This is a genomic window from Azomonas agilis, from assembly GCF_007830255.1.
Classification (GTDB): Bacteria; Pseudomonadota; Gammaproteobacteria; order Pseudomonadales; family Pseudomonadaceae; genus Azomonas; species Azomonas agilis.
The window spans coordinates 1-22,346 of sequence record NZ_VLKG01000015.1 but is presented as its reverse complement, the minus strand read 5'-3'; the positions used below and the strand labels follow the sequence as shown (position 1 = coordinate 22,346).

The window sequence follows — 22,346 nt, the reverse complement described above, 5'->3', positions numbered from 1 at the left end:
CCTGTTTGGGGGAAGTAATGGAGCAGACACACGAGTTTTTGCAAAAAGGCACCTTAGCCTTTCAGCGCACCAATCAAGCTTTATTTTTGGGCGGATTTGCCAGTTTCAGTTTGCTGTATGTGGTGCAGCCCTTATTGCCCCTGTTTTCCCAAGACTTTGGGATTACCGCTACTCAAAGCAGTTTGGCGCTCTCAGTCTCAACCTTAACTTTAGCCTTGGGGATGTTGGTGACTGGGCCTTTATCCGATGCCCTAGGCCGTAAACCGATGATGCTGGTTGCTCTGTGGAGTGCCACCCTGTTTAGCTTGCTGGCTCCCCTAATGCCCACTTGGGAGGGCTTGCTGCTGATGCGCGCCTTAAGTGGCTTAGCACTGAGTGGCCTGGTTGCGGTAGCCATGTCTTATCTGGGGGAGGAAATGGAGCCCAGTCATTTGGGACTGGCGATGGGGTTGTATATTTCCGGTAATTCTTTAGGTGGAATGAGTGGCCGTTTGTTAAGCGGTTTTGTGGTTGAGGTATCTTCTTGGATGTGGGCTTTGGCGATTCAGGCACTACTGGCCGGATTAGCCACCCTATTGTTTTGGTGTTGGCTACCTTCTTCCAAACATTTTCACGCACGCCCTTGGAGCATAGCTAATGTGTTGGGCGGATTGCGTCTGCATCTTCGTGATGCAGGTCTACCTTGGCTATTTGCCGAAGCTTTTTTACTGATGGGGAGTTTTGTCGCCCTATTTAATTACATTGGCTATCGACTGTTGCAACCGCCCTATGACTGGAGCCCGGCTTGGATAGGTTTACTGTCATTGGCTTACTTATCCGGAACCTACAGCGCCACTAAAGCCGGCGCTATGGCCGATCGTTGGGGGCGGCAGCGCGTATTTTGGCCCTCTATCCTCATCATGTTATTGGGATTAGGGCTGACCTTATCGAGCCAGTTGTGGGCGATTTTGTTGGGGCTCTTGCTGTATTCGTACGGATTTTTTGCTGGACACTCCTTAGCCAGTAGCTGGGTCAGTAGCCGTGCCCATCAAGCGCGTGGCCAAGCTTCTGCTTTGTATCTGTTCAGTTATTACTTGGGCTCCAGTGTGGCGGGGACGCTGGCTGGCCTGTTTTGGCAAGCAGGGCACTGGAAGGGCGTGGTGTTGTTTATTGCCGTACTTTTGATTGCAGCCCTTTTGATTGCACTACGTTTATCGACATTACCGCAGCCCCAGCCAAATCGCTGAACTTCTCAATCTCGTAAAAACACCATGCGTTCGGTTGAGGAGTGTTTAGCGCTGTAGTAGTAGCCTTCGCTGTCAAACGAGCACAAATCATCGGGGTGGGTGAGCTGGTGCTCGATGACATATCGAGCCATCAAGCCGCGGGCTCGTTTGGCGTACAGGCTGATGATTTTGTACTGGCCATCTTTCTGGTCGCGAAATTCAGTATCTATAATTTGCGCCCGCACCAGAGGCCGCTTAATGACTTTGAAGTATTCATTAGAGGCCAAATTAAGCAAGAACGGCTCATTTTGAGCCTCTAATTCCTCGTTAATCCATTGAGTAATGCGCTCTCCCCAAAATGCATACAGATCCTTGCCCAAGAGCCTTGTGAGGGGTGTCCCCATTTCCAAACGGTAGGCTTGCATCAGATCTAATGGGCGCAAAATCCCGTATAAGCCGGACAGTATCCGCAGGTGCTGTTGGGCAAACTCAAAATGCTCTGGGCTAAAGTCTTCGGCCTGTAATCCGATGTACACATCGCCCTTAAAGGCCAAAATGGCTTGCCGTGCGTTATCTGGAGTGAAAGGGCGGCTCCAACTGGCGTATCGGGCTAAGTTTAAGGCGGCTAATTTGTCTGAAAGCTTCATCAACTGAGCCAGTTGATTTGGTGACAAGCCTTGTAGCTGACGAACCAATATCTCGGCTTCATCTAAGTACTGAGGCTGAGTGTACTCGTGGGTGCTCACTTCGGTTTGGTAGTCGAGTGTTTTAGCGGGGGAAAGTAGCATCAGCATTCAAGAGTGTCCTAAAAGTGTTTGTGGCCAATAGGCTTGGTTGTAGTAGTTTCTCTGGCCTATTTGCAATTATGAGCAAGGAGGATCACCTTAGTGTCATAATTTATAGAGTATTACCAAGAGACCGCCGAGCCCTGCTGCACAGGTGGCGGTTCTAAAAAGTTCATTGCTCTGGGCTTTTTGATCCGGCACTAACCTTGGGGTAGTACGGCGAAGGTAAGGCTGTTTTAGACCCGCAGTCTTGATGCTCGCATAAGGTGATCGCTATGGATAATTATGGCACTGCTGGCCATCGGCCAACTCTGTATGTTCTTGACACCAATGTCCTGATACACGATCCCAACGCGTTACTTAATTTTCAGGAACACCACGTCATCATCCCCATGACCGTATTGGAGGAGTTAGATCGACTGAAAACTAGCAAGCAAGGAGTGGCTGCGGAGAGTCGCCAAGCTATTCGCTTGATCGATACGGTTTTAGGAGAGGCTAGCCCAGAGCAAGTAGAACAGGGTGTGCCCATAGCGCGTGGTAAAAATCCCCCCTGTGGTTGGCTGTCTATTCTGATGAGTCAACGGACAGAGGTTTTGACCTATTTACCCCAAGACTCTAACGACAATCGCATCATTAATCAGTTGATGCAGTTAAAAGCCCGTCACCTGAATACCCCTGTTGTACTGGTCAGTAAAGACATCAATATGCGCCTCAAAGCGCGGGCCTGTGGCATAGCTGCCGAGGATTATCAAACCGATCAGCTACTGGATGATATTGGCCTGTTGACTCAGGGCTACCATAGGATACATGGCTCGTTTTGGGATCAAGTAGCGCGTGTAGAAACACAACAAGGCCAAGGTCAAACACTGCATAAAGTCTGGATGCAGGACGAAATAGGCCTCTCTGTACACCTCAACGAGTTCATTTTAGATGATACGGGCTTTGTGGGATGGATTCAGGCTGTAGAGGTCGATAGCCTATTAGTGCTCGATTTGCACCAAGAGCCTTTGATGCATCGCGAGGCTTGGGGGCTGGTGCCCCGGGATATCTACCAAGCCTTGGCGCTGCATGCACTCTTAGATCCAGAGATTCATTTGGTAAGCTTATGTGGTGCGGCAGGCTCAGGTAAGACTATTCTGGCGCTAGCGGCAGCCATTGAACAAACTATGGTAAGTAAGGGGTATCGGCGGATTATCGTAACCCGTAGTATTCAGGGGTTAGATGAAGACATCGGTTTTTTACCAGGCACGGAGGCAGAAAAAATGGAGCCTTGGCTCGGCGCTATAACGGACAACTTGGAGGCTCTGCATTCGGAAGATGAGCATGTGCCTAGTAGCATTGACTACATCTTACAAAAGGTGCCTTTGCAGTTTAAATCCCTGAACTATATCCGTGGCCGAAGCTTCCAACACAGCTTCATCATTATTGATGAATGCCAAAATCTAACGCCGCACCAGATAAAAACCATCATTACTCGGGCCGGCACTGGCTCTAAAGTGGTTTGTTTAGGGAACTTAGCGCAAATTGATACGCCTTACTTATCAGCAACAAGTTCGGGCCTAACCTACTTAACAGAGCGTTTTAAAGATTTTCCACAAGGAGTGCATTTGACTTTACAGGGAGTACCACGATCAGTCTTGGCTGAGTATGCAGAAAGATTTTTGTAAAATGGCATTAAATGGCTCGAAAAGGCTTCTCTTGTATTTTTTTTTAGATAGAATCACATCGAAAATTCAAGCTGTTATTCGCAATATGTATTTGAATAGAGAAAATTATTTTGCCATCACTGGGATGGCTTTATGGAATTGTTTTATTTTGAGTCTTTTGGACTCTTTATTTTAGAGTCGTTTTTTTTCGTAAAGCTTATTTGATCGAAGGAAGTTATTTTGAAAAGCTCTTATTGCTCTTTATATGAATTTGGACATAGCTTTTTATCTCCAATGCTAAATTATTATGTAAGAGCTTTGGAGACTAAGTTAAACGAAGGCGAGCGTAGACCGGTTTGTTTAGCACGAGAGGGTTGGTTTTTTTATGTGTTACTCAATGCCTTAATTGAAGATGATTTGTTAAAGGTAAAACATAAGCCTGTATACTTAAAAGTGTCCAGAACCTTATTGTTTAAAACTCTTTTAGGGAATCCAGATGCTTTAGATGTTGCATTAAAAAATAAGTTTCAAGGAACTGTATTAGAGTTATTAATGAAACGCTTCGGTTTACAATTACATGAAGCTTATCAGATATTACCTTCTGAGCTGCTTGGGTTTAAAGCCTCTTTACCAGAGGATGCTGGAAAAGTTAAGCAGTGGTTTGAGCCTCACCAAAAGCGCTTACTTGATTATCTTGAAGAAACTAGATCCAGTTTTTACGACTATCTGAAAGCTGAACTGTTACTGGATCAAAATGTTACCCCTGTTATGTTAGATCTTGGGTATGCAGGGACGATACAAAAATTACTGACACTCATATTAGAAGTCGATACAGAGGGGCTGTACTTTATCACCACACAATCAGGAGATACTCTTGTTAAAGGAAAAAATGCGCATATGACAGGAGTATTTCATGAGAATGTCAGTTGGTCTGGAAGTCCTGACTGGACTCAAGGGTGCTTGATGCTAGAGCGCTCCTTATTACTTGAGACTTTGATGACTGCACCCCACGGGCAAGTTGTTGATATTAGAAAATGTTCGGATGGAAAGTTTGAGTTTTTATATGGTCGAGAAACAGCCACCCAGCGCTACTATCAGGATTTAGAGGTAATCATTAAGGGGGCATTGGATGGTGTTAAGGAAGGGCTAAAAAATAATGTCAAATACGAACATGGAGAGATTTGTAAGATTTATGAAGCCTTTGCTGTTTCGCCCAGTGCCATTCCAAAATCTGCTTATTATTTATTTAATATGGACGATGATTTTTCTGGGAACGGAGTAATCAATCCATTACAACTATTCGGACTTTAATTAAGCAAATTTTGGTGAAAGAAAAGTAAAATGAATATGAAAATTGAAGATCTCTTTGTTTTAGCAAAAAATAAGGGATTATTTTCACATAATTGGTATGTTAATACCTATGGTGGAAAATTTAAGAATGATTTTGAGTCATTCAGCGATTATGTGAAGAAATCAAATTTTTCGCCTGTGAATCCATCACCAAAGTTTGATAATGAAAGTTATCATCGGATGTATGTTGATGTATATCACTCTCAACAAAGCCCTCTAGTTCATTTTTTAAGTCATGGGGAAAAAGAGGGGAGAGGTTACACCGCGGTTTCTCATAAGTGGTCGCCAAGCGATAATCTTAATTATGAAAATTCTTTACCTCTTAAAGCTTACTTATTAAAAATCGCGGTATGTTTGCACATCTATTATGCCGATTACATTGACAGATTTTATGAAGCCTTAGAGCAGTTGCCTGTCAAGGTAGATGTGTTTATCACTTTAGCTGATGAAAAAAATAAAAAGAAGGCTATAGAGAGATTTTCTAAACATCCGAAAGTTAATAATGTTTTTTTAAAGTGTGTTCCTAACAAAGGAAGAAATTTTGGGCCATTATTGGTCGAGTTTGCGAATCGCTTATCAGATTATGATCTGTTTTGCCATTTACACTCTAAAAAGTCCCTATATTCGGGAAGAGAGCAGACCCAGTGGAGCGACTACCTGACGGAGTATTTGCTTAGAGACCCCGCAGTAGTTACAAAAATATTAAATGCGTTTTTAAAAGATCCAGATATAGGTATTTATTATCCGACCACGTTTTGGATGATGCCTTCTTGGGTTAATCATGTGACCTGTAATAAGGGTTATATGAAAAGTTGGTACGAAAAGTTAGGCTTGCCTGAAAGTACTGATTTTTTAAGTTACCCTGCTGGTGGCATGTTCTGGGCTCGACCTAAAGCTTTAAAAGGTATTTTGGATAAAACCTATACTTACGAAAACTTTCCAGACGAGCCTCTTCCTAATGATGGATCTATGCTTCATGCATTGGAGCGGGTTTTAGGGTTGTTAGCGGAGCATAATGGATACAGCCAGTTATTTTATCATCCGGCCTCTGGACGTTTTACGAAGGATCAAAGCTATGTAGTGGCTAACTATCAAAATAGCCTTGATAAGATGTTACCGCATCTTGAGCGTATCCATCTATTAAGCTTTGATGTTTTTGATACTTTGGTAAGACGGAAATTTACTGTACCTGATTATGCCAAGTTAAAGTTAGGGCAAGAATTAGTGAAACAAGGAGTTATCGCTAATCCGAAGGATTTCGTTAGCACTCGTAATACTGCAGAGTTTTCTTTAAGAGAAAAAGCTAAATTTCAGGGTGATGTTCGTATTGAGGATATTTATGTCGAGCTTGCAGAGCGACTAAATTTATCTAAAGAGCAGGGTCAACTGCTTATGAATAGGGAGTTTGAGCTCGATTTTGAAATGATTCAGCCAAAGCAAGAAATGGTTGATTTATTCAATTATTTAGGAGCCAAAGGGCATATCTTGTGGGTAATTTCGGATACCTATTACAATTGTAAGCAAGTGGGTCTTATGCTGCGTAAAGTAGGCATATCTGTACCTTATCGCTTATTGGTTTCCAGCGCTGAGCAAAAGCGTAAAGACAATGGAAGTATGTGGCAAATGGTCAAAGAGGATTTGAAGCGCGAAGGTATTACCTCTTACCTGCATATAGGTGATAATGTCGTAGCCGATGCCCAACTTCCTGGAGATCTTGGTTTGGCCACTATGCATATTTTACATCCTATTGATAAGTGGCAGGCACTAGGGTTCCCAGTAGTTTTGAAGGGGGATTCAGCTTTAGATGAAGCAGAGATTCTTAAATGGGGTGGTTTGATCAGTAATATTGGTCGTACGCCATTTTTAGGAGATTAGCTCTCTAAAGGGGGGTGAGGTGCCAATTGAACAAGCGTAGTAAATAGGTAGATAGATGGTATTCGAAGCCGACAGTAATACTTTAATTGTTTCAGCAATAGTTGATACAGCTAGCTTAGCTACATCATCTAAGGTTTTGGCTTCTTGCCTAGACACTCCAAGTGTAGGCACAGCAAAAGAAGACAGGATTGCTATCTCTGGTTGGGTCATTCTGAAGGCTTATCATCCCAATACTAAGATTCTGGTAGGAAATAAAAGTTTTGAACTTAACAGAAATAGGCCAGATGTAATTTCTACCATTTTAAGCACGTCACCCGAAGACTCTAGTCAGTTGATGTGTGGTTTTTTATTCGAGGTCAGTGTTCAAAGTGGAGATACAGAGTTTGATTTGAATTTCGCAGTAGGAGAGGAAATAGTTCCTTGGAAACGCATTAAGTTAATTGATGCCAAAGATGATAAATATAAAGCCGGTTTTATTTTTGATAAGTATATAAAAAATAATCTTGATCAAATTTCTTCCGATGAAGCGTTGTTTGTGGAGACTATTGCACATCAGGGACATGGATTTACTATTGAGGCTCCTGATATAGTATATTTCAATATTGAGCAAGCCTCAGAAAAGCCATCTATTAAGCCAGCAGAGAAAAGTTATTTTAAGATATTTTTAGACTTGCTTTGCTCTAGGGTTTTTCCAGATGCTCTAGTATCTTCGGCAATAGACCATGGGGCTTGTATAATACCTGATCCTTTTAGTGATGGGATTTCTAGGTGTTTGGAGAGTTTTAATTTAACAAACTTGACGATTCTCAGGTTTACCACGAATTCAAATGAAGCTTTTTTTATCATTCAGCAAGCAACTTCTGCTGATTTAGTATATTTTCCCAACAGAAAGCTTGCGGTAGTCTTGATGCATGCATCTTTTGAGTTGCTCAGAAATGCATTTTTTGAGTTGGCTAAAAATTTTTCTAGCGTATTAAGGTATTCTAAAAATTCATTTTTGAATACCTTTAGAGGAGTTATTGCTTCATTCCCTAGGCCGCACCATTTTTATTATGAAATAATCCATGGCATGGATGTACTGAACACGTCTGGAGCCTTAACTAATATAGAAGAAATTATTTATGGACTTGGGGCTGATTTTTACTCTTTTAAAAATTTGTATGAATTAAACTGTACTGAAACAGTAATTGATTTAAAAATGCTTAGTAAGGAGGTTTTGGAGAAAAGAGAGTTTGTCATTCACGTAGGAGTTGGCCACAAGCTAGAATACGATGATTTTCTATTGGAAATAGACGCACATTTGGTTAATCATAGTTTAAAGTCTATAAATGTTGAAACAAAAGCTGAGATTGATATAGCGAGATCTTGTTTTCCGCTGATTTTGCTAGGTGTCACTGTTGAGAAGCGTAAGTGGGTAGAGCAAGTGGATGGCCTAGCAGAGATTATCAATAGAGTATCAAATGTATTTCCTGGTGCAGGCTTTATATTTGATGGTTGGACTTCACCAATTACTCCAACAAAGTATGATGAAAATCAAATTAAACAGCATAATGAGGTTATTGACTCCATAAAAGAAAAAATTTCTTGTGAGTCGGTTAAGTTTTTTAATATCGTGGGTGCGGATAGTATTAAAAAAATTGCTTTTTCACGAGCTGCTGATTGCTTTATAGCAAATTCGGTGACCGGATCCCTACATGTTGCTCGTTTTGCTAAAAGGCCCGGTATTGGCCATAATTGTAAGGCGATGAAAAAAATATTAGAGCATCCATATATGCGCCCTCACATTAATTTTGTGTCAGATGACTATATTATAGATATCGAGGATAAGCCTGTTAATATGGGCAGTGTTTCTAGTGAGTTTGTTAGTTATTCCATTGATCCAGAAATTATCATCGTAATGCTGTTTGATCTATTGAAATGTTGTAGTGTAAAAAATAGACTTGAGGCCGCTGATTTATTTAACTGCTAAAGCTCGAGGGCATCAATGAATACTGTAGAGGCACGATCTACTCTAGCATCCATTCGTGAGCTAGTTATGAATAATTTGGAGTATATACAAAAGCTGCGTTACAACATTGAGTATAAAGAGGATGGAAGTCCAGTAACTGAGGCAGATAAGTTTTTAGAAAAAGCAATCTTAGATTTTTTGCGTGAGCAAGATCCAGAAATTCAGTTTGTTGGGGAGGAGTCTTTTGATGCAGTTGCTTGGCAGGAAAGGCCAGGAATGCTGGCTGTGTTGGACCCAATTGATGGTACCGAAAATTTCTGTTCTGGCTTGAAAGAATGGGGGGTTTCTGTTGGACTGTGGTGTAACGGCCAATTTTTAGGCAGTATGTTATTGATGCCAGAGTTGGGCGAGTGTTTGATTACTGGTGATTCGCTTGTGAAATTAGAGTCGCGTATTACGGGGTTCTCATCATCCTATGACCCAGCTATTGCTCAAGGCCTTAGTGAGGCTATTGAATATAGGGTTACTGGTTGTGCTGTGTATAATCTTTATAACGTAATTCGCGGATCTTTTACTCGTTTTGTGAATCCTAAGGGAGCTTATATCTGGGATTTATTGCCTGGAATAATGTTAGCTTTGGAATATAAGTGTGAGGTAATTCTAGATGACAAACCCTATGATGGAAAACTTCTCGACCCAACTCGAAAATATCGCGTCGATATACGGAACAGATAATATATTTATTGTGGGGAAGGGGCCGAGTATAGATGAAATTAATCCAAAGGTATTTAGTGGGTCTTTAGTTATAGGTATCAATGATGCGGAGCGAATCGCACCCGTTGATATTTCAGTATTGCATGCTCCATGGGTTCCTCAGGCTTTAGCTGAGTCTGGGTTTCGCTCTCAGCTTTACGTTTCTGCTTTTCCCTTTGATGCCAAAGGAAAAGCGGTTTCTGTAGCGCCCTATGTACCCTTAACTCAGTCCTCATCCGATTTGATTATGCAACGTTTCATGTCTGATGAGATTGTTGTTGAGGATATTTTATTTTTAACAGCGCTGAAGATTGCTAAGAAAGTAGCCGCTTTTCGTAAGCGTCCTCAAACTGTTTATATGGTTGGCTTCGATTTTGATCCGAGCCGTGGGCAAAGTATCCAGATTAAACGTTCTTTTAGTAACGAAAGCTCTGAAGAAGCAGCTATTAGGATATCGATTCAAGAGTTTTACTTTTTAAATACTCTGTATTTTTTACAAGGTAGTTCACTAAATGTAAAACATGTTGGTGGTAGAAATTTTAGCTTATTAACTGTACAAGAGTTAAATGACTCTTTGGTTCAACACCATCATTTAAGTAGCTCGGATACTGAAAGAGTAAAGGTAGTTGCAGAGCTTACAACGAATCACTTTGGTGATCGCTCTCGTTTAGAGCGAATGATTCGAGCTAGTAAAGCAGCAGGTGCCGATATGGTTAAGCTGCAAAAGCGAGATGTAAAAGAGTTTTATACTGTGGAGCAATTATCTGCTCCTTATGTATCTCCTTTTGGTACGACATTTGCCGATTACCGATATCAGTTAGAGTTGTCTGCAGATGATTTTGAGTTTGTTGATCGTCTCTGTAATGAACTGGGTATAACTTGGTTTGCTTCTGTATTAGATCAAGCTTCATATATGTTTATGCAAGAGGTTGGCTTGGGCTTAGTGAAGCTGCCATCGACTATTTCTGAACATACTGATTATCTAAAATATGTAGCTAATAATCATAAGGGTGGAGTTGTTTTATCTACTGGAATGACAGATGCTCAGTATGAGAAGTTTGTTTTAGAGAACTTTTCTGCTTGCTCAGAGCTTTATTTATTACAGTGCAATTCTGCTTATCCAACACCTCTGCACGATTGTAATATTGCAGTAGTGCGTCACTATTATGAGCTATCTAAAAAACATTCAAATATAGTCCCTGGTTATTCTAGCCATGATTTTGGTTGGAAAGCTTCTGCTTTAGCCGTAGCCGCTGGAGCAAAAATGCTTGAAAAGCATGTCAAGTTAGGAAATACAGACTGGGCTCACTTTGACGCAGTTGCCGTAGATTTGACGACTTCAGCCTTTAAGGAATATGTTGACCAGATTAGAGATACTGAAATTATTTTAGGTAGTGAAGAAAAGAAAGTGAACTCCAGTGAGCATCATAAGTATTTTAAATAATTTTTAGTTTAGGTGAGCTATGAAAGTGGTTGCTTATGTTCCAATGAAATTGAATAACGAGCGATTGCCGGGGAAAAATACTAAGAGATTTGATTCAGGTAAGCCGTTATTTAATTATATTCTTGAGTCTCTTTTAAAAGTTTCTCAAATTGATGAAGTGTATGTTTATTGTAGTAGTCCGGAAATAGTAGAAGATATTCCAGATGGTATAAAGTATCTGTCTCGCGATAAATTACTTGATAGGTCAGAAACGAAAATAAACGAAGTAATGCTATCTTTTGCTAAAGATGTTGATGCGGATATATATGTGCTGGCCCATGCAACAGCTCCTTTTATATCCCACACATCCATCGCTAAAGCTGTATCTGATGTTTGCTCTGGTGATTATGATTCGGCACTTTCTGTGGTTAAGTTGCAAGAGTTTCTTTGGAAAAATAAAGAGCCATTTAATTATGATCCATCCAGTATTCCAAGAACCCAAGACTTAGATCCACTTTACGCTGAAACGACTGGGTTATATGTGTATACAAAGGATGTTTTTTTAAATAAAAATAGAAGGATTGGGTTGAAACCATCTCTAGTTGAAGTTTCAAAAATAGAAGCTATAGATATAAATGAGTCAATAGATTTTGTTATTGCTAATGCTGTTTATAAAAATCTATTTAAGTAAAATATATTTTATATTTTTTAATTGTAAGTATTTGCTTTTAAAGTCTGCTCTAGTAGAGTCGATTTTTCTGTTAATGTGTTTACTATGAAATAGGTTTTATTTTATGCGTCCTCCTCTTAGGAAAGAAAGTCACAGTCTGTTTAGAGTAGCTACTCTGATTTCAGAAAAAGGAAATATTAGTAGTAAAATAAAAAGACTTTGTCTTGATAGTCCTAAGTTAGGAGGGGTTTCAAAAAAAAACATTCGGATTTCAGGCTGGGTTTTAGCTAAAAATCCCTTGGACTTATCCAATATAAAAATTTTAGTAAATGGAGGCGGTGGGTTTTCTTTAAATAAGGATCGTAGGGATGTTGTTAATAAAATAATTAATGATGATGCTGAAAGGGTTAAACAATTAAGGTGCGGTTTTTCTTTTGATTTTGATGTTTCTAAGAGCATTAATAAGCCTTTAGAGTTGAGTTTATCCATTGATGGGAAAACTACGCCTTGGCAGACTTTTGTTATTGAGCCTGTTGAGGTTGAGTCTGATCATGACCCTGTGAGAGTGACTTGGGAGCGCTATTCAACTAATGAGTTAGATAATATATCAACTACTGATGCAGCTTTGTTGGAGAAGTTAAAAAAAGAGGAAGTTGAAAAATTACTTTTTATTAAGAGCTCTTTAGTTTCTATTAAGGATGCCCTGCTTAGCAAAGCGATAGGAAAGGAAAAGTCGGAGTTTAAATTTTTTTTAGAGTTATTAGGCTCTCGTGAGTTTCCTCATGTGCTGGTTTCATCTGCCTTGAGCCAAGGAACTTGCCATATACCTAGTCCGTTCAATAGAAATGAATGGTCAGTTTGCTCCGAAAGTTTTAATTTGCCAAATTTAACAGTGTTAAGATTTGTTGATTCATCAAAAGAAGTGTTTTTTGTCATTCAGCAAGTTACTTCTGCTGATTTGGTTTACTTTCCAAAAAGAAAGCTTGCTGTACGTATAAAACATGCATCTGAAGATATACTTTTGAATGTTTTACATTTGATCTTTAGCAAGTTTTCTAAGTTTTTATCTTACTCAAGAAGTGCTAGCGAAAATAAATTTCGAGGCATAGTGGCCTCTTTTCCACGTCCGTACCATTTTTATTATGAAATACTCCATGGTATGGATCTACTTCAAAAAAAATGTGTATTAGATCGAGTGCCTGAAATAATTTATAGCCCAGGATCAGCTTTTTATTCATTTAAAGAGTTATATAGCTTAACTTCTAAAGAAAATACTTCTGATCTTAGGCTTATCAGGGATGAAAACATCCTATCAAAAAAATTTGTCGTTCAGATTGGTGTTGGTTTTTCTTTAGCAAATACGAGCCATGTAAAGGAAATTGATCAGTTTTTAGTAAGTCATGCTATTCGCTCTATTGGGCTTAAAGAAAGCTTAGGGTTAGCTGAGGCTAAAAAATGTTTTCCCTTAATTTCTTTTGGCATCACTATAGAAAAAAGATCTTGGCTTGAGCAAGCCGATGCTATTTCCTCGGTTATTAGTTTTATTGCACAAAAATTTCCGGGAGCGGGGGTTGTTTTTGATGGTTGGACTATGCCAATTAACCCCACTGAAAAAGATTTTGCCAGAGTAAAAGAGTTTGAAGAGTTTGTAAGCCTCATAGAAAAAACTATTCCTGATCAGGTGCGTGTATTTAGTACAATTGGTGCAAGCTCAAAGCGTAAGATAGCTTTTGCAATGCTTGCAGATTGTTTCGTAGCAAACTCAGGTACCGATGTTTTACATATAGCACGTTTTGCTAAGAAGCCGGGCGTAGGGCATAACTGTAAGGGAATGAAGTCACTTCCAGAGCATTTTGCTATGTGTCCAAACTTAAGACATGTAGATGATGAGTATATTACTGATATTCCTGACGAAAAAAGTGATACAAGAGGAGTAGGTTTTCTTAGTTATTCGATAAAGTCAGAAGTTATCCAAGAAATGCTTTTGGATATTCTTGCTGAAGATGTTGTAAAAAATAGATTAAATGCCTAACTTTGTTTATTGGTTAATAATAAGGAGTTTATGATGATTTTAGTCACCGGCGGGGCCGGGTTTATCGGTTCAAATTTTGTGCTCCAGTGGTGCCTGAATAGCGATGAGCCAGTTATCAATTTAGATGCTTTAACCTATGCAGGAAACCTAGAAAATCTCCAATCATTAAAAGATACAGCTCAGCATACTTTTGTACACGGTGATATTACCGATGCAGATTTATTATCATCACTGTTTAGCAAGTATCAACCTAGAGCAGTAGTACACTTTGCTGCTGAGTCTCACGTGGATCGTTCAATTCACGGTCCAGAAGCCTTTGTGCATACCAATGTAAATGGAACCTTCCGGCTGTTAGAGGCGGCTCGTGCTTACTGGGGGAGTCTGAGTGATGCGGAAAAAGCGGCTTTTCGCTTTTTGCACGTTTCCACCGATGAGGTATACGGCACTTTAGAGCCTGAAGATCCACCCTTTACCGAAACAACGCCCTATGCGCCTAACAGTCCTTACTCGGCGAGTAAAGCGGCTAGTGATCATTTAGTCCGTGCCTATCACCATACTTATGGTTTTCCCACGCTCACCACTAACTGCTCCAATAATTACGGCCCCTACCATTTCCCAGAAAAACTAATTCCTCTGTGCATCCATAATGCATTGGCGGGTAAGCCTTTACCGATTTACGGTGATGGACAGCAAATTCGTGATTGGCTGTTTGTAGAAGATCACTGCTCAGCGATTCGTCGCGTGTTAGAGGCAGGGCGTTTGGGAGAAACCTATAACGTGGGCGGTTGGAATGAAAAAGCCAATCTTGACGTAGTTCAAACCCTATGTCGTATTTTGGATGAAGAACAACCACGTGCCGATGGGCATTCTTATTCCGAGCAAGTTACCTTTGTCAAAGATCGTCCAGGCCACGATCGTCGTTATGCCATTGATGCACGGAAAATTGAACGTGAGCTGGGGTGGAAGCCGGCGGAAACCTTTGATACAGGGATTAGAAAAACCGTGCGCTGGTACTTAGATCATCAAGACTGGGTAACTAATGTCACCACAGGCGCTTATAGGGATTGGCTGGGTAAACAATACGGAAACTAAGGGATGAAAATTCTTCTAACCGGAAAAAATGGGCAAGTAGGCTTTGAGTTGCAACGAGCCTTGGCTCCGCTGGGGGAGGTCATTGCTGTTGGACAAGCGGAGTGCGATTTAGCCAATCCTGATGCTCTGCGCTCGCTCGTCCGTAGTGTTAATCCAGAGGTTATTGTCAATCCTGCAGCTTATACAGCGGTGGACAAAGCGGAGTCAGATCAAGAGCGCGCTTTTCTGATTAACGCCCAAGCACCCGAGATACTGGGGGTTGAGGCCGCGCGTTTAAACGCTTTGGTGGTGCATTACTCCACAGACTATGTGTTTAATGGTCGCCAAGAGCGAGCTTATGTGGAAGAAGATGAGGTTGATCCTCAAAGTGTGTACGGACAAACCAAACTGGCGGGTGAGCAAGCTCTAGCGCAAACAGGAGCTCGGCACTTAATTTTTCGTACCAGTTGGGTTGTTGGGGCTCATGGGCATAACTTTGCCAAAACAATTTTGCGTTTGGCCGCCGAGCGCGAATCGCTGAATGTAGTGGCCGATCAGTTTGGAGCTCCGACTTCTGCGGCCTTAATTGCAGATGTGACGGCCCAGATTTTGGGGCAGTATCAAAGACTGGATGATCCAAAAGCTTTTCCCTTTGGACTTTATCATTTGACGGCCTCGGGCGTGACGCACTGGTGTGATTACGCAAAAACTTTAGTGGCTGCGGCTCAAGCTGCTGGAAAACCCCTAAAGCTAACACCAGAGGCGATCAAGGCGATTTCAACGGCCGAATATCCGGTTCCGGCTGCTCGACCCGCTAATTCCCGACTGAATACTCAAAAGCTGCGTTCTACCTTTGGACTGCATCTGCCCGATTGGCAGCATGGGGTAGCGCATATTTTATCGCAGATTCTTTAAGACAGGTTTTATAAGCACATGATGCGCAAAGGAATTATTTTGGCTGGTGGAGCCGGTACTCGCTTACATCCCGCTACTTTATCCGTTTCCAAGCAGCTATTGCCCGTTTTCGATAAGCCCATGATCTATTATCCGCTGAGCACTTTGATGCTGGCGGGGATTCGGGATATTTTGATTATTTCTACTCCTCAGGATACGCCGCGCTTTGAGCAACTATTAGGCGATGGCAGCCAATGGGGATTACGTTTGACTTATACCGTTCAACCTAGTCCTGATGGGTTAGCTCAGGCTTTTATCCTCGGAGAGGATTTTTTAGCGGGTGCGCCCAGTGCTTTGGTGTTGGGGGATAATATTTTTTACGGCCATGACTTCCAACGGTTATTGGAGAGTGCTCAGTCTCGCTCTGAAGGTGCGACGGTATTTGCCTATCATGTCCATGATCCTGAACGCTATGGTGTCGCTGAGTTTGATCATTCAGGCAAGGTTTTATCCTTGGAAGAAAAGCCCGATCAGCCTAAATCCAGCTATGCTGTAACCGGATTGTATTTTTACGACGAACAAGTCGTGGATTTGGCCAAGAGTTTGAAACCTTCACCCCGTGGAGAGTTGGAAATTACTGACTTGAACCAGCTCTATTTGCAAAAAGGCCAACTGCAAGTTGAGATCATGGGACGTGGTTATGCTTGGTTGGATACTGGAACCCATGAGTCTTTATTAGAGGCTGGCCAGTACATTGCGACCATTGAGAAGCGCCAAGGCTTAAAAGTGGCCTGTCCTGAAGAAATTGCCTTCCGTCAGCATTGGATTGATCGTGAACAACTTGCTGCCTTGGCAAAACCTTTGAGCAAAAACGGTTATGGCCAATATTTATTAAGCCTTCTACGACATGAGGTGTTTTAAATGCAGGCTCAGCCTTTAGCGATTCCTGAGGTTGTCTTGTTCACGCCTAAGGTTTTTGGTGATGAGCGTGGTTTCTTCTTTGAAAGCTTTAGTGAGCGAGCTTTTCAAGAGGCTACAGGATTGTCGGTTGCTTTTGTGCAGGACAATCACTCGAAATCGAGCTATGGCGTATTGCGCGGTTTACATTATCAGCTAGCACCAAAAGCCCAGGGTAAGTTGGTGCGGGTAGTGCAGGGCGCGGTGTTTGATGTAGCCGTTGATATTCGGCGCTCATCGCCAACCTTTGGTCAGTGGGTTGGGGCATTATTGTCTGCGGATAATAAGCAGCAGTTGTGGGTTCCGCCCGGATTTGCCCATGGTTTTGTGACTTTGAGTGATACGGCCGAGTTTTTATATAAAACGACGGATTTTTATTCACCAGAGCATGAGCGTTGCATTCTGTGGGATGACCCACAGATTGGTGTGGACTGGCATTTTGCTGATCAGCCGACGCTATCGGCTAAGGATCGGTTGGGAATCCCGCTGTGTAACGCTGAGGTTTTTGCCTGATTTGAGTATAGGCAGCCTCTATGGAGTAAGTGGCTCACCTTACTCCATACCTTACGCACCAAAGCGTAGCGATGAGCTAGGATTTAGCACTACTTAGGTGCCTAGGTTTTTAGATTTCCTACGCTAATGCTGTGTTTCCTATGCCTAATGGGCTTTTTGGCGACTGGCATACTTTATGAATATCATCAGATAGCTCAAAGCCCAGAACTAGAGTGACTGGGTGAAGAAGTACTAGGTTCATTTCAGCGATTTGTTTTTGCACAGACCCCGGGGGTTCCCCTCCCTCCTTGCTACCCTTGGCTGTGTCTGTGCCTTTATTTTGCGATGCCTTCTTCCATAAGGCATCGCTGGGCGCTTAGCGCTCTAAATGTTGGATTTTCCCGGTAACACCGTCCCATTCTTCAGCATCGGATAGCGCTTCTTTGCGCTCAGTGATGCTGGGCCAGACTTCGGCTAACTCGGCGTTTAGTGCAATGAACTCTTGCATATCCTCTGGGACTTCATCGTCAGAGAAGATGGCTTGGGCAGGGCATTCGGGCTCACATAAGGCGCAATCAATACACTCATCGGGGTGAATGACCAAAAAGTTGGGGCCTTCGTGGAAGCAGTCCACAGGGCATACTTCAACGCAGTCGGTGTATTTGCATTTGATGCAATTGTCGGTGACAACGAAACTCATGATGATCTCCTCGGTATTGGGAGGGGCGCGATTTTACAGGGCTCTCCGTTAACCGTTATATATTTTACAAGGCTAAAAAATAGGTTTATCAAGAACCTAAAATTATAACAGATTTTATCTGGGCTGCTTAAAGCTGAGCTTTCAAATTATAGAGCAGCTCTAAGGCTGCCCGTGGACTGAGCATATCAGGGTCTGTTTGCCCCAAAATATCAAGAACTGGGTGGGGTAAGCTGGCGAAAAGATCCGCTTGCTGAGGTTGGGGCGGTTGTTTTTTTCCAGCCGAGTGGCTTAGGCTGCTGGTTTCTAAGCGCTCTAAGTGTGCTTGAGCCCGCACAATAACCTCAGAAGGAACTCCAGCCAACTGCGCCACGGCCAGTCCGTAACTTTGATTAGCGGGGCCGGACATGACGTGGTGTAAAAAAATAATGCGTTCTTGGTGTTCTGCGGCCGTTAAGTGGACATTAGCCACCTTGGGTTGGCTTTCTGGCAGGACGGTGAGCTCAAAATAATGGGTGGCGAATAGAGTAAAAGCCTGTAAGTGTGCCAAATGTTCCGCAGCAGCCCAAGCTAGCGATAAGCCATCAAAGGTGCTGGTTCCTCGTCCTACTTCATCCATGAGTACAAGGCTATGTTCTGTGGCGTTGTGTAGGATGTTGGCAGTTTCGCTCATTTCGACCATGAAGGTGGAGCGTCCACCGGCTAAATCATCGCTGGAGCCAATGCGGGTAAAAATGCGATCTACCAGTGAAAGTTCGCAGCGGCTAGCCGGCACGAAGCTACCAATTTGAGCCAGTAGCACAATCAGAGCTGTTTGGCGCATATAGGTAGACTTACCCCCCATATTAGGCCCAGTAATAATCAGCATCCGGGTCTGTTCATCAAGGATGAGATCGTTGGCAACAAAGGGGGCATCCAGCACCTGTTCAACTACCGGATGGCGGCCATTTTGGATGCGTAAGCAGGGAGCCTTAACGAACTCAGGACAGTGCAGGTCTAAACTTAGGGCTCGTTCGGATAGGTTAGCCAGTACATCTAATTCTGCTAGCGCGGCGGCGGTTTCTTGTAAGGGAGCTAACTCGGCAATCAGTAGATCCAACAGCGTTTCGTATAGATACTTTTCCCGTGCTAAGGCGCGGCTTTTAGCCGACAGGGCTTTATCTTCAAAGGCTTTGAGCTCTGGAGTGATAAAACGCTCCGCTCCCTTTAGGGTTTGACGGCGTTGGTAATGGATGGGGGCTTGTTCCGCTTGGGCGCGGGGTAATTCAATAAAGTAGCCGTGAATGCGGTTATAACCCACCTTGAGGTTAGGTAGACCCGTGCGGGCTTTTTCTTTGGCTTCCAGATCCAGTAGAAATTGGCCGGCGTTTTCGCTTAAGTTGAGCAGTTCATCCAACTCTGCGTCATAGCCCATTTTCAGCACGCCACCTTCGCGGATCACCGCGGGTGGGTTATCGACAATGGCTCGCTCCAGCAGCTCAGCCAATTGCGGGTAGGTGCAGATGCTATTGGCCAGAGTTTTGAGGTGTGTAGCGCTAATGCCTTGTAGGGCGCTTTGTAGGCTGGGTAAAGCTTTTAAAGCATCTCGCAGCCGTGCTAAATCGCGGGGACGAGCATTGCGTAGGCCAATGCGCGCCAAAATACGTTCGATGTCGCCAATTTCTTTAAGTAGCGGTTGAATATGCTCAAACTGATAGTGTTCCAATAGGCAGTGGATAGCCTGTTGGCGGGCTTCGAGGACTTTACGATCTCTTAGGGGGCGATTAAGCCAACGGTTGAGTAAGCGACTACCCATCGCGGTTTGGCAGCGATCAATAACGGATTGCAGGGTGTTTTCCCGACCGCCAGATAGGTTGGTATCCAGCTCTAAATTACGGCGACTGGCTCCGTCTAAAATAACCGTATCGTCCAGACGCTCGTGGCGTAGGCTGCGCAAGTGGGGCAGAGCCGTGCGTTGAGTTTCTTTGGCGTATCCCAGTAAGCAACCGGCAGCCCCAATAGCTAGGCTGAGTTTGGTACAACCAAAGCCTCTGAGGTCTTGAGTACCAAACTGTTGGCAGAGGTTTTTGTAGGCCGTTTCTGGATCAAAGTCCCAAGGGACGCGACGACGTACTCCGGGCCGTTTTTCTAAGGGGACACCTAAAGGCCAGTTGTCGGGAATCAGTAGTTCCGCCGGATTCAGGCGCTCTAGCTCGGCTAATAGGTTTTCCCAGCCTTTTAGCTCTTGCACGCTAAAGCGTCCGCCTGTGATGTCCAGCACCGATAGCCCGAACAGCTTGTCATCACCCACCACCGCAGCGATAAGATTGTCACGACGCTCATCCAGTAAGGCTTCGTCACTGACGGTGCCGGGCGTAATGATGCGCACCACTTGCCGCTCTACGGGCCCTTTGCTAGTGGCCGGATCTCCTACTTGCTCACAGATAACAACCGACTCTCCGCATTTCACCAGACGGGCCAGATAGGTTTCGACCGAATGAAAGGGAATGCCCGCCATTGGAATGGGTTGTCCAGCAGACTGACCTCGAGCGGTTAGCGTGATATCCAATAATTGAGCGGCTCGTTTGGCATCTTCGTAGAACAGCTCATAAAAGTCGCCCATGCGGTAAAACATCAGCTGATCTGGATGCTGCTTTTTCAGGCTCCAGTATTGCTGCATCATTGGAGTGTGCGCTAACAGATTGTTATTGCTGTGAATTTTTTCGGGTTGTCTTTTTGACATTGAGATTTATCTAATAGTATTTCTGTTATCCGGGGTACTTGGGAAGCAGAGGTATGAATGATTTTCCTTAGATGTGGTGCGGCAGAAATTCTGCACCTATCGGTATACCCATCTGATTTTGAGTTCCTTTCCTCTGCGGTATGGGTTCCCGTCAAAAATTTGGTTCGTAGCTGGGCTTGGGCTCTCTATCTTGGCTGCAATTCATGCTTTTGCAAAGCGAGCCTTAAGGGGCTAATGATACCTGCTTAGCCGCCTTCTGACTGCAAAGGCGTGTCATGTTGCGCGTTTTTCTAGGGAGGATTTTAGCTCCCTTGATGAACAATCTCAGTGCTACCTATGCGTTATTTTAACCTGATGACAATGTTCAGATTTCTTGGAGATCCAATGAATCTGGATAGAATATTTAAAAGCGCTGTTAAAAAATATGCCCCATTATAATATTGCAGTTAGCTCCTGGATTAACGGAAATAATTATAGAAGTGTCTAATTTAGTGTTTGCTGTGAGTTGCTGGGTACAATTCTTATGTGCTCTTACGTTAGAGTTCAGTGGGGTATTAAGTTTTTCCTGCTCCGTCGTTATGAGTTCGATTATTTTATCCGTATGACTGATTCCTAAGTAATTCAGTAAATTGCTGGTATTTTGTATGGCTGCTGTATTTGTGGCTAATGTATTCTTATCGTAGTTTAGAATCAGCATATTTCCACTGTGTTCAGAAAGCACTTTCAAACTTATGGCTGTGCCTTCGTTTAGTTGTAGATCGCACTTTTTTATTGCTTCATTGCAGCTTGTTGTTTTTGGGTATGATGAAATGAGTTGATATAAGTTGTTTGGGTCTTTTAATGCGCTTGGTTTATAAGATAAACAAGCCGTAAGGGATAGGGATAATACGGCAATATATAGGGTGTTTTTCAATTCTAAACTTATCTCTTTATGTTGGGTTGAGTTATGATTTTAACTCATATCTAGGGCCTGTTGACGTTTTACATGGGTAGCCATTGAACGGCACAGGCCATGGCAACCACTGCCTCATAATTGCATTTCAGTTTGTCGTATCGAAAAGCCACCGCTCGGTAGTGTTTAAGCCGTGCAAAGGCATTCTCAACCAAATGCCGGTAGCGGTATAAACCTCTGTCCAGATCCGCATTACCCTTAATTGAGTTGCGCTTTCGGGGAATAACAGGACGTCCTCCCTGCTGCCTGATCTGATCTCGAATGCATTCACTGTCATAACCTTTATCCGCGACAATCACTTCAGCACAGGGCAGCTGCATGATCAGTTTGGAAGCGACGCAGCTGTCGTGAACATCGCCTCCTGTCACTTCAAAGGCCACTGGCAGGCCTTGTGCGTCAACAGCCAAATGAATCTTGCTTGTCAGCCCAGCGCGACTTTTACCCAGCCCCTCAGTATGACCACTGGCCGCTCCGGTACTGTGTTGATGGGCTTTTACATAACTGCCGTCGATAAACAACCACTCAAAGTCAGGTTCCTCAAGCAAGGCTTGAAAGACTTTGAACCACTTACCCGTAGCTGACCAAGCGTTGAAGCGCTTGTAGATCGAGTTCCAGTCTCCAAAGAGGTCAGGCAAATCTCGCCAAGGGCAGCCGACACGCATCCGGTAAAGCATGCCTTCGACGGTCATTCGGAGATTGGGCTTGTGGTAAATGGCGTGCTGAAGCAGAATTTTTTCCAGCTTCGACCAAAGCTCGTCGCTGAGCAGTAATCGGGGCATTGCAAATCCGCAGGGTTATGGGTGTAGGAACCTCAATTCTGCGGGTTTGCTTTTGTTTCTCAATACCTTCATGACGAAACGTCAACAGGCCCTAG

Annotated in this window: 18 protein-coding genes; 13 read left to right on the top strand and 5 right to left on the bottom strand. The window is 43.2% G+C overall.

What is annotated here, in order from left to right:
- Window positions 1–17: 17 nt before the first annotated feature.
- Window positions 18–1,226, top strand: coding sequence for an MFS transporter (locus LX59_RS14515; RefSeq protein ID WP_144573161.1), 1,209 nt, complete (start codon window positions 18–20; stop codon window positions 1,224–1,226).
- Between the two features lie 5 nt (window positions 1,227–1,231).
- On the opposite strand, the gene yaaA is transcribed toward LX59_RS14515, so the two are convergent.
- Window positions 1,232–1,999, bottom strand: coding sequence for a peroxide stress protein YaaA (yaaA, locus tag LX59_RS14510; protein WP_144573159.1), 768 nt, complete (start codon window positions 1,997–1,999; stop codon window positions 1,232–1,234).
- A gap of 266 nt (window positions 2,000–2,265) precedes the next feature.
- Here yaaA and LX59_RS14505 point away from each other — a divergent pair, with 266 nt between their 5' ends.
- From LX59_RS14505 to rfbC, 12 genes are all read left to right on the top strand, one after another.
- Complete coding sequence (locus LX59_RS14505; RefSeq protein ID WP_144573158.1) at window positions 2,266–3,657, top strand: PhoH family protein; 1,392 nt, start codon at window positions 2,266–2,268, stop codon at window positions 3,655–3,657.
- 219 nt (window positions 3,658–3,876) lie between these two features.
- The gene (locus LX59_RS14500; protein WP_144573156.1) at window positions 3,877–4,947 is read left to right on the top strand and encodes an HAD family hydrolase; all 1,071 of its coding nucleotides are present in this window, start codon (window positions 3,877–3,879) and stop codon (window positions 4,945–4,947) included.
- Between the two features lie 30 nt (window positions 4,948–4,977).
- Window positions 4,978–6,861 carry a rhamnan synthesis F family protein gene (locus tag LX59_RS14495; protein ID WP_144573154.1) on the top strand — a complete coding sequence of 628 codons (1,884 nt, stop codon included), beginning with the start codon at window positions 4,978–4,980 and terminating at the stop codon, window positions 6,859–6,861.
- A 55-nt stretch (window positions 6,862–6,916) separates the two neighbouring features.
- On the top strand, window positions 6,917–8,830 hold the full coding sequence (locus tag LX59_RS14490) for a hypothetical protein (protein WP_144573152.1): 1,914 nt from the start codon (window positions 6,917–6,919) through the stop codon (window positions 8,828–8,830).
- A gap of 66 nt (window positions 8,831–8,896) precedes the next feature.
- Complete coding sequence (locus LX59_RS14485) at window positions 8,897–9,544, top strand: inositol monophosphatase family protein (protein ID WP_170234388.1); 648 nt, start codon at window positions 8,897–8,899, stop codon at window positions 9,542–9,544.
- Window positions 9,474–11,006 (top strand): N-acetylneuraminate synthase family protein, encoded by a 1,533-nt coding sequence (locus tag LX59_RS14480; RefSeq protein WP_144573148.1) that lies wholly within the window; start codon window positions 9,474–9,476, stop codon window positions 11,004–11,006. Before LX59_RS14485 ends, LX59_RS14480 begins: the two co-directional genes overlap by 71 nt.
- A gap of 19 nt (window positions 11,007–11,025) precedes the next feature.
- The gene (locus LX59_RS14475; protein WP_144573146.1) at window positions 11,026–11,676 is read left to right on the top strand and encodes an acylneuraminate cytidylyltransferase family protein; all 651 of its coding nucleotides are present in this window, start codon (window positions 11,026–11,028) and stop codon (window positions 11,674–11,676) included.
- Window positions 11,677–11,779: 103 nt separating this feature from the next.
- On the top strand, window positions 11,780–13,687 hold the full coding sequence (locus tag LX59_RS14470) for a type 1 periplasmic-binding domain-containing protein (RefSeq protein ID WP_144573144.1): 1,908 nt from the start codon (window positions 11,780–11,782) through the stop codon (window positions 13,685–13,687).
- Between the two features lie 30 nt (window positions 13,688–13,717).
- Window positions 13,718–14,779, top strand: a complete 1,062-nt coding sequence (rfbB, locus tag LX59_RS14465) for a dTDP-glucose 4,6-dehydratase (protein ID WP_144573142.1) — start codon at window positions 13,718–13,720, stop codon at window positions 14,777–14,779.
- A gap of 3 nt (window positions 14,780–14,782) precedes the next feature.
- The gene (rfbD, locus tag LX59_RS14460; protein WP_144573140.1) at window positions 14,783–15,673 is read left to right on the top strand and encodes a dTDP-4-dehydrorhamnose reductase; all 891 of its coding nucleotides are present in this window, start codon (window positions 14,783–14,785) and stop codon (window positions 15,671–15,673) included.
- An 18-nt stretch (window positions 15,674–15,691) separates the two neighbouring features.
- Entirely contained in the window at window positions 15,692–16,573 is an 882-nt protein-coding gene (rfbA, locus tag LX59_RS14455) for a glucose-1-phosphate thymidylyltransferase RfbA (protein ID WP_144573138.1), read from the top strand.
- Window positions 16,574–17,122 carry a dTDP-4-dehydrorhamnose 3,5-epimerase gene (gene rfbC, locus LX59_RS14450; protein ID WP_144573136.1) on the top strand — a complete coding sequence of 183 codons (549 nt, stop codon included), beginning with the start codon at window positions 16,574–16,576 and terminating at the stop codon, window positions 17,120–17,122.
- 355 nt (window positions 17,123–17,477) lie between these two features.
- Here the strand turns inward: rfbC and fdxA are convergent, their stop codons facing one another.
- From fdxA to LX59_RS14430, 4 genes are all read right to left on the bottom strand, one after another.
- Entirely contained in the window at window positions 17,478–17,801 is a 324-nt protein-coding gene (fdxA, locus tag LX59_RS14445; protein WP_144573134.1) for a ferredoxin FdxA, read from the bottom strand.
- 127 nt (window positions 17,802–17,928) lie between these two features.
- Window positions 17,929–20,520 (bottom strand): DNA mismatch repair protein MutS, encoded by a 2,592-nt coding sequence (gene mutS, locus LX59_RS14440; RefSeq protein ID WP_144573132.1) that lies wholly within the window; start codon window positions 20,518–20,520, stop codon window positions 17,929–17,931.
- Between the two features lie 415 nt (window positions 20,521–20,935).
- Window positions 20,936–21,433, bottom strand: coding sequence for a hypothetical protein (locus LX59_RS14435; protein WP_144573130.1), 498 nt, complete (start codon window positions 21,431–21,433; stop codon window positions 20,936–20,938).
- A gap of 68 nt (window positions 21,434–21,501) precedes the next feature.
- On the bottom strand, window positions 21,502–22,251 hold the full coding sequence (locus tag LX59_RS14430; RefSeq protein WP_144571718.1) for an IS5 family transposase: 750 nt from the start codon (window positions 22,249–22,251) through the stop codon (window positions 21,502–21,504).
- Between the last annotated feature and the right edge of the window lie 95 nt (window positions 22,252–22,346).

Coding starts and splice junctions, on each gene's coding strand:
- LX59_RS14515 (WP_144573161.1), top strand. CDS start 18: ATGGAGCAGACACACGAGTTTTTGCAAAAAGGCACCTTAGCCTTTCAG.
- yaaA (WP_144573159.1), bottom strand. CDS start 1,999: ATGCTGATGCTACTTTCCCCCGCTAAAACACTCGACTACCAAACCGAA.
- LX59_RS14505 (WP_144573158.1), top strand. CDS start 2,266: ATGGATAATTATGGCACTGCTGGCCATCGGCCAACTCTGTATGTTCTT.
- LX59_RS14495 (WP_144573154.1), top strand. CDS start 4,978: ATGAATATGAAAATTGAAGATCTCTTTGTTTTAGCAAAAAATAAGGGA.
- LX59_RS14490 (WP_144573152.1), top strand. CDS start 6,917: ATGGTATTCGAAGCCGACAGTAATACTTTAATTGTTTCAGCAATAGTT.
- LX59_RS14485 (WP_170234388.1), top strand. CDS start 8,897: ATGAATAATTTGGAGTATATACAAAAGCTGCGTTACAACATTGAGTAT.
- LX59_RS14480 (WP_144573148.1), top strand. CDS start 9,474: ATGACAAACCCTATGATGGAAAACTTCTCGACCCAACTCGAAAATATC.
- LX59_RS14475 (WP_144573146.1), top strand. CDS start 11,026: ATGAAAGTGGTTGCTTATGTTCCAATGAAATTGAATAACGAGCGATTG.
- LX59_RS14470 (WP_144573144.1), top strand. CDS start 11,780: ATGCGTCCTCCTCTTAGGAAAGAAAGTCACAGTCTGTTTAGAGTAGCT.
- rfbB (WP_144573142.1), top strand. CDS start 13,718: ATGATGATTTTAGTCACCGGCGGGGCCGGGTTTATCGGTTCAAATTTT.
- rfbD (WP_144573140.1), top strand. CDS start 14,783: ATGAAAATTCTTCTAACCGGAAAAAATGGGCAAGTAGGCTTTGAGTTG.
- rfbA (WP_144573138.1), top strand. CDS start 15,692: ATGATGCGCAAAGGAATTATTTTGGCTGGTGGAGCCGGTACTCGCTTA.
- rfbC (WP_144573136.1), top strand. CDS start 16,574: ATGCAGGCTCAGCCTTTAGCGATTCCTGAGGTTGTCTTGTTCACGCCT.
- fdxA (WP_144573134.1), bottom strand. CDS start 17,801: ATGAGTTTCGTTGTCACCGACAATTGCATCAAATGCAAATACACCGAC.
- mutS (WP_144573132.1), bottom strand. CDS start 20,520: ATGTCAAAAAGACAACCCGAAAAAATTCACAGCAATAACAATCTGTTA.
- LX59_RS14430 (WP_144571718.1), bottom strand. CDS start 22,251: ATGCCCCGATTACTGCTCAGCGACGAGCTTTGGTCGAAGCTGGAAAAA.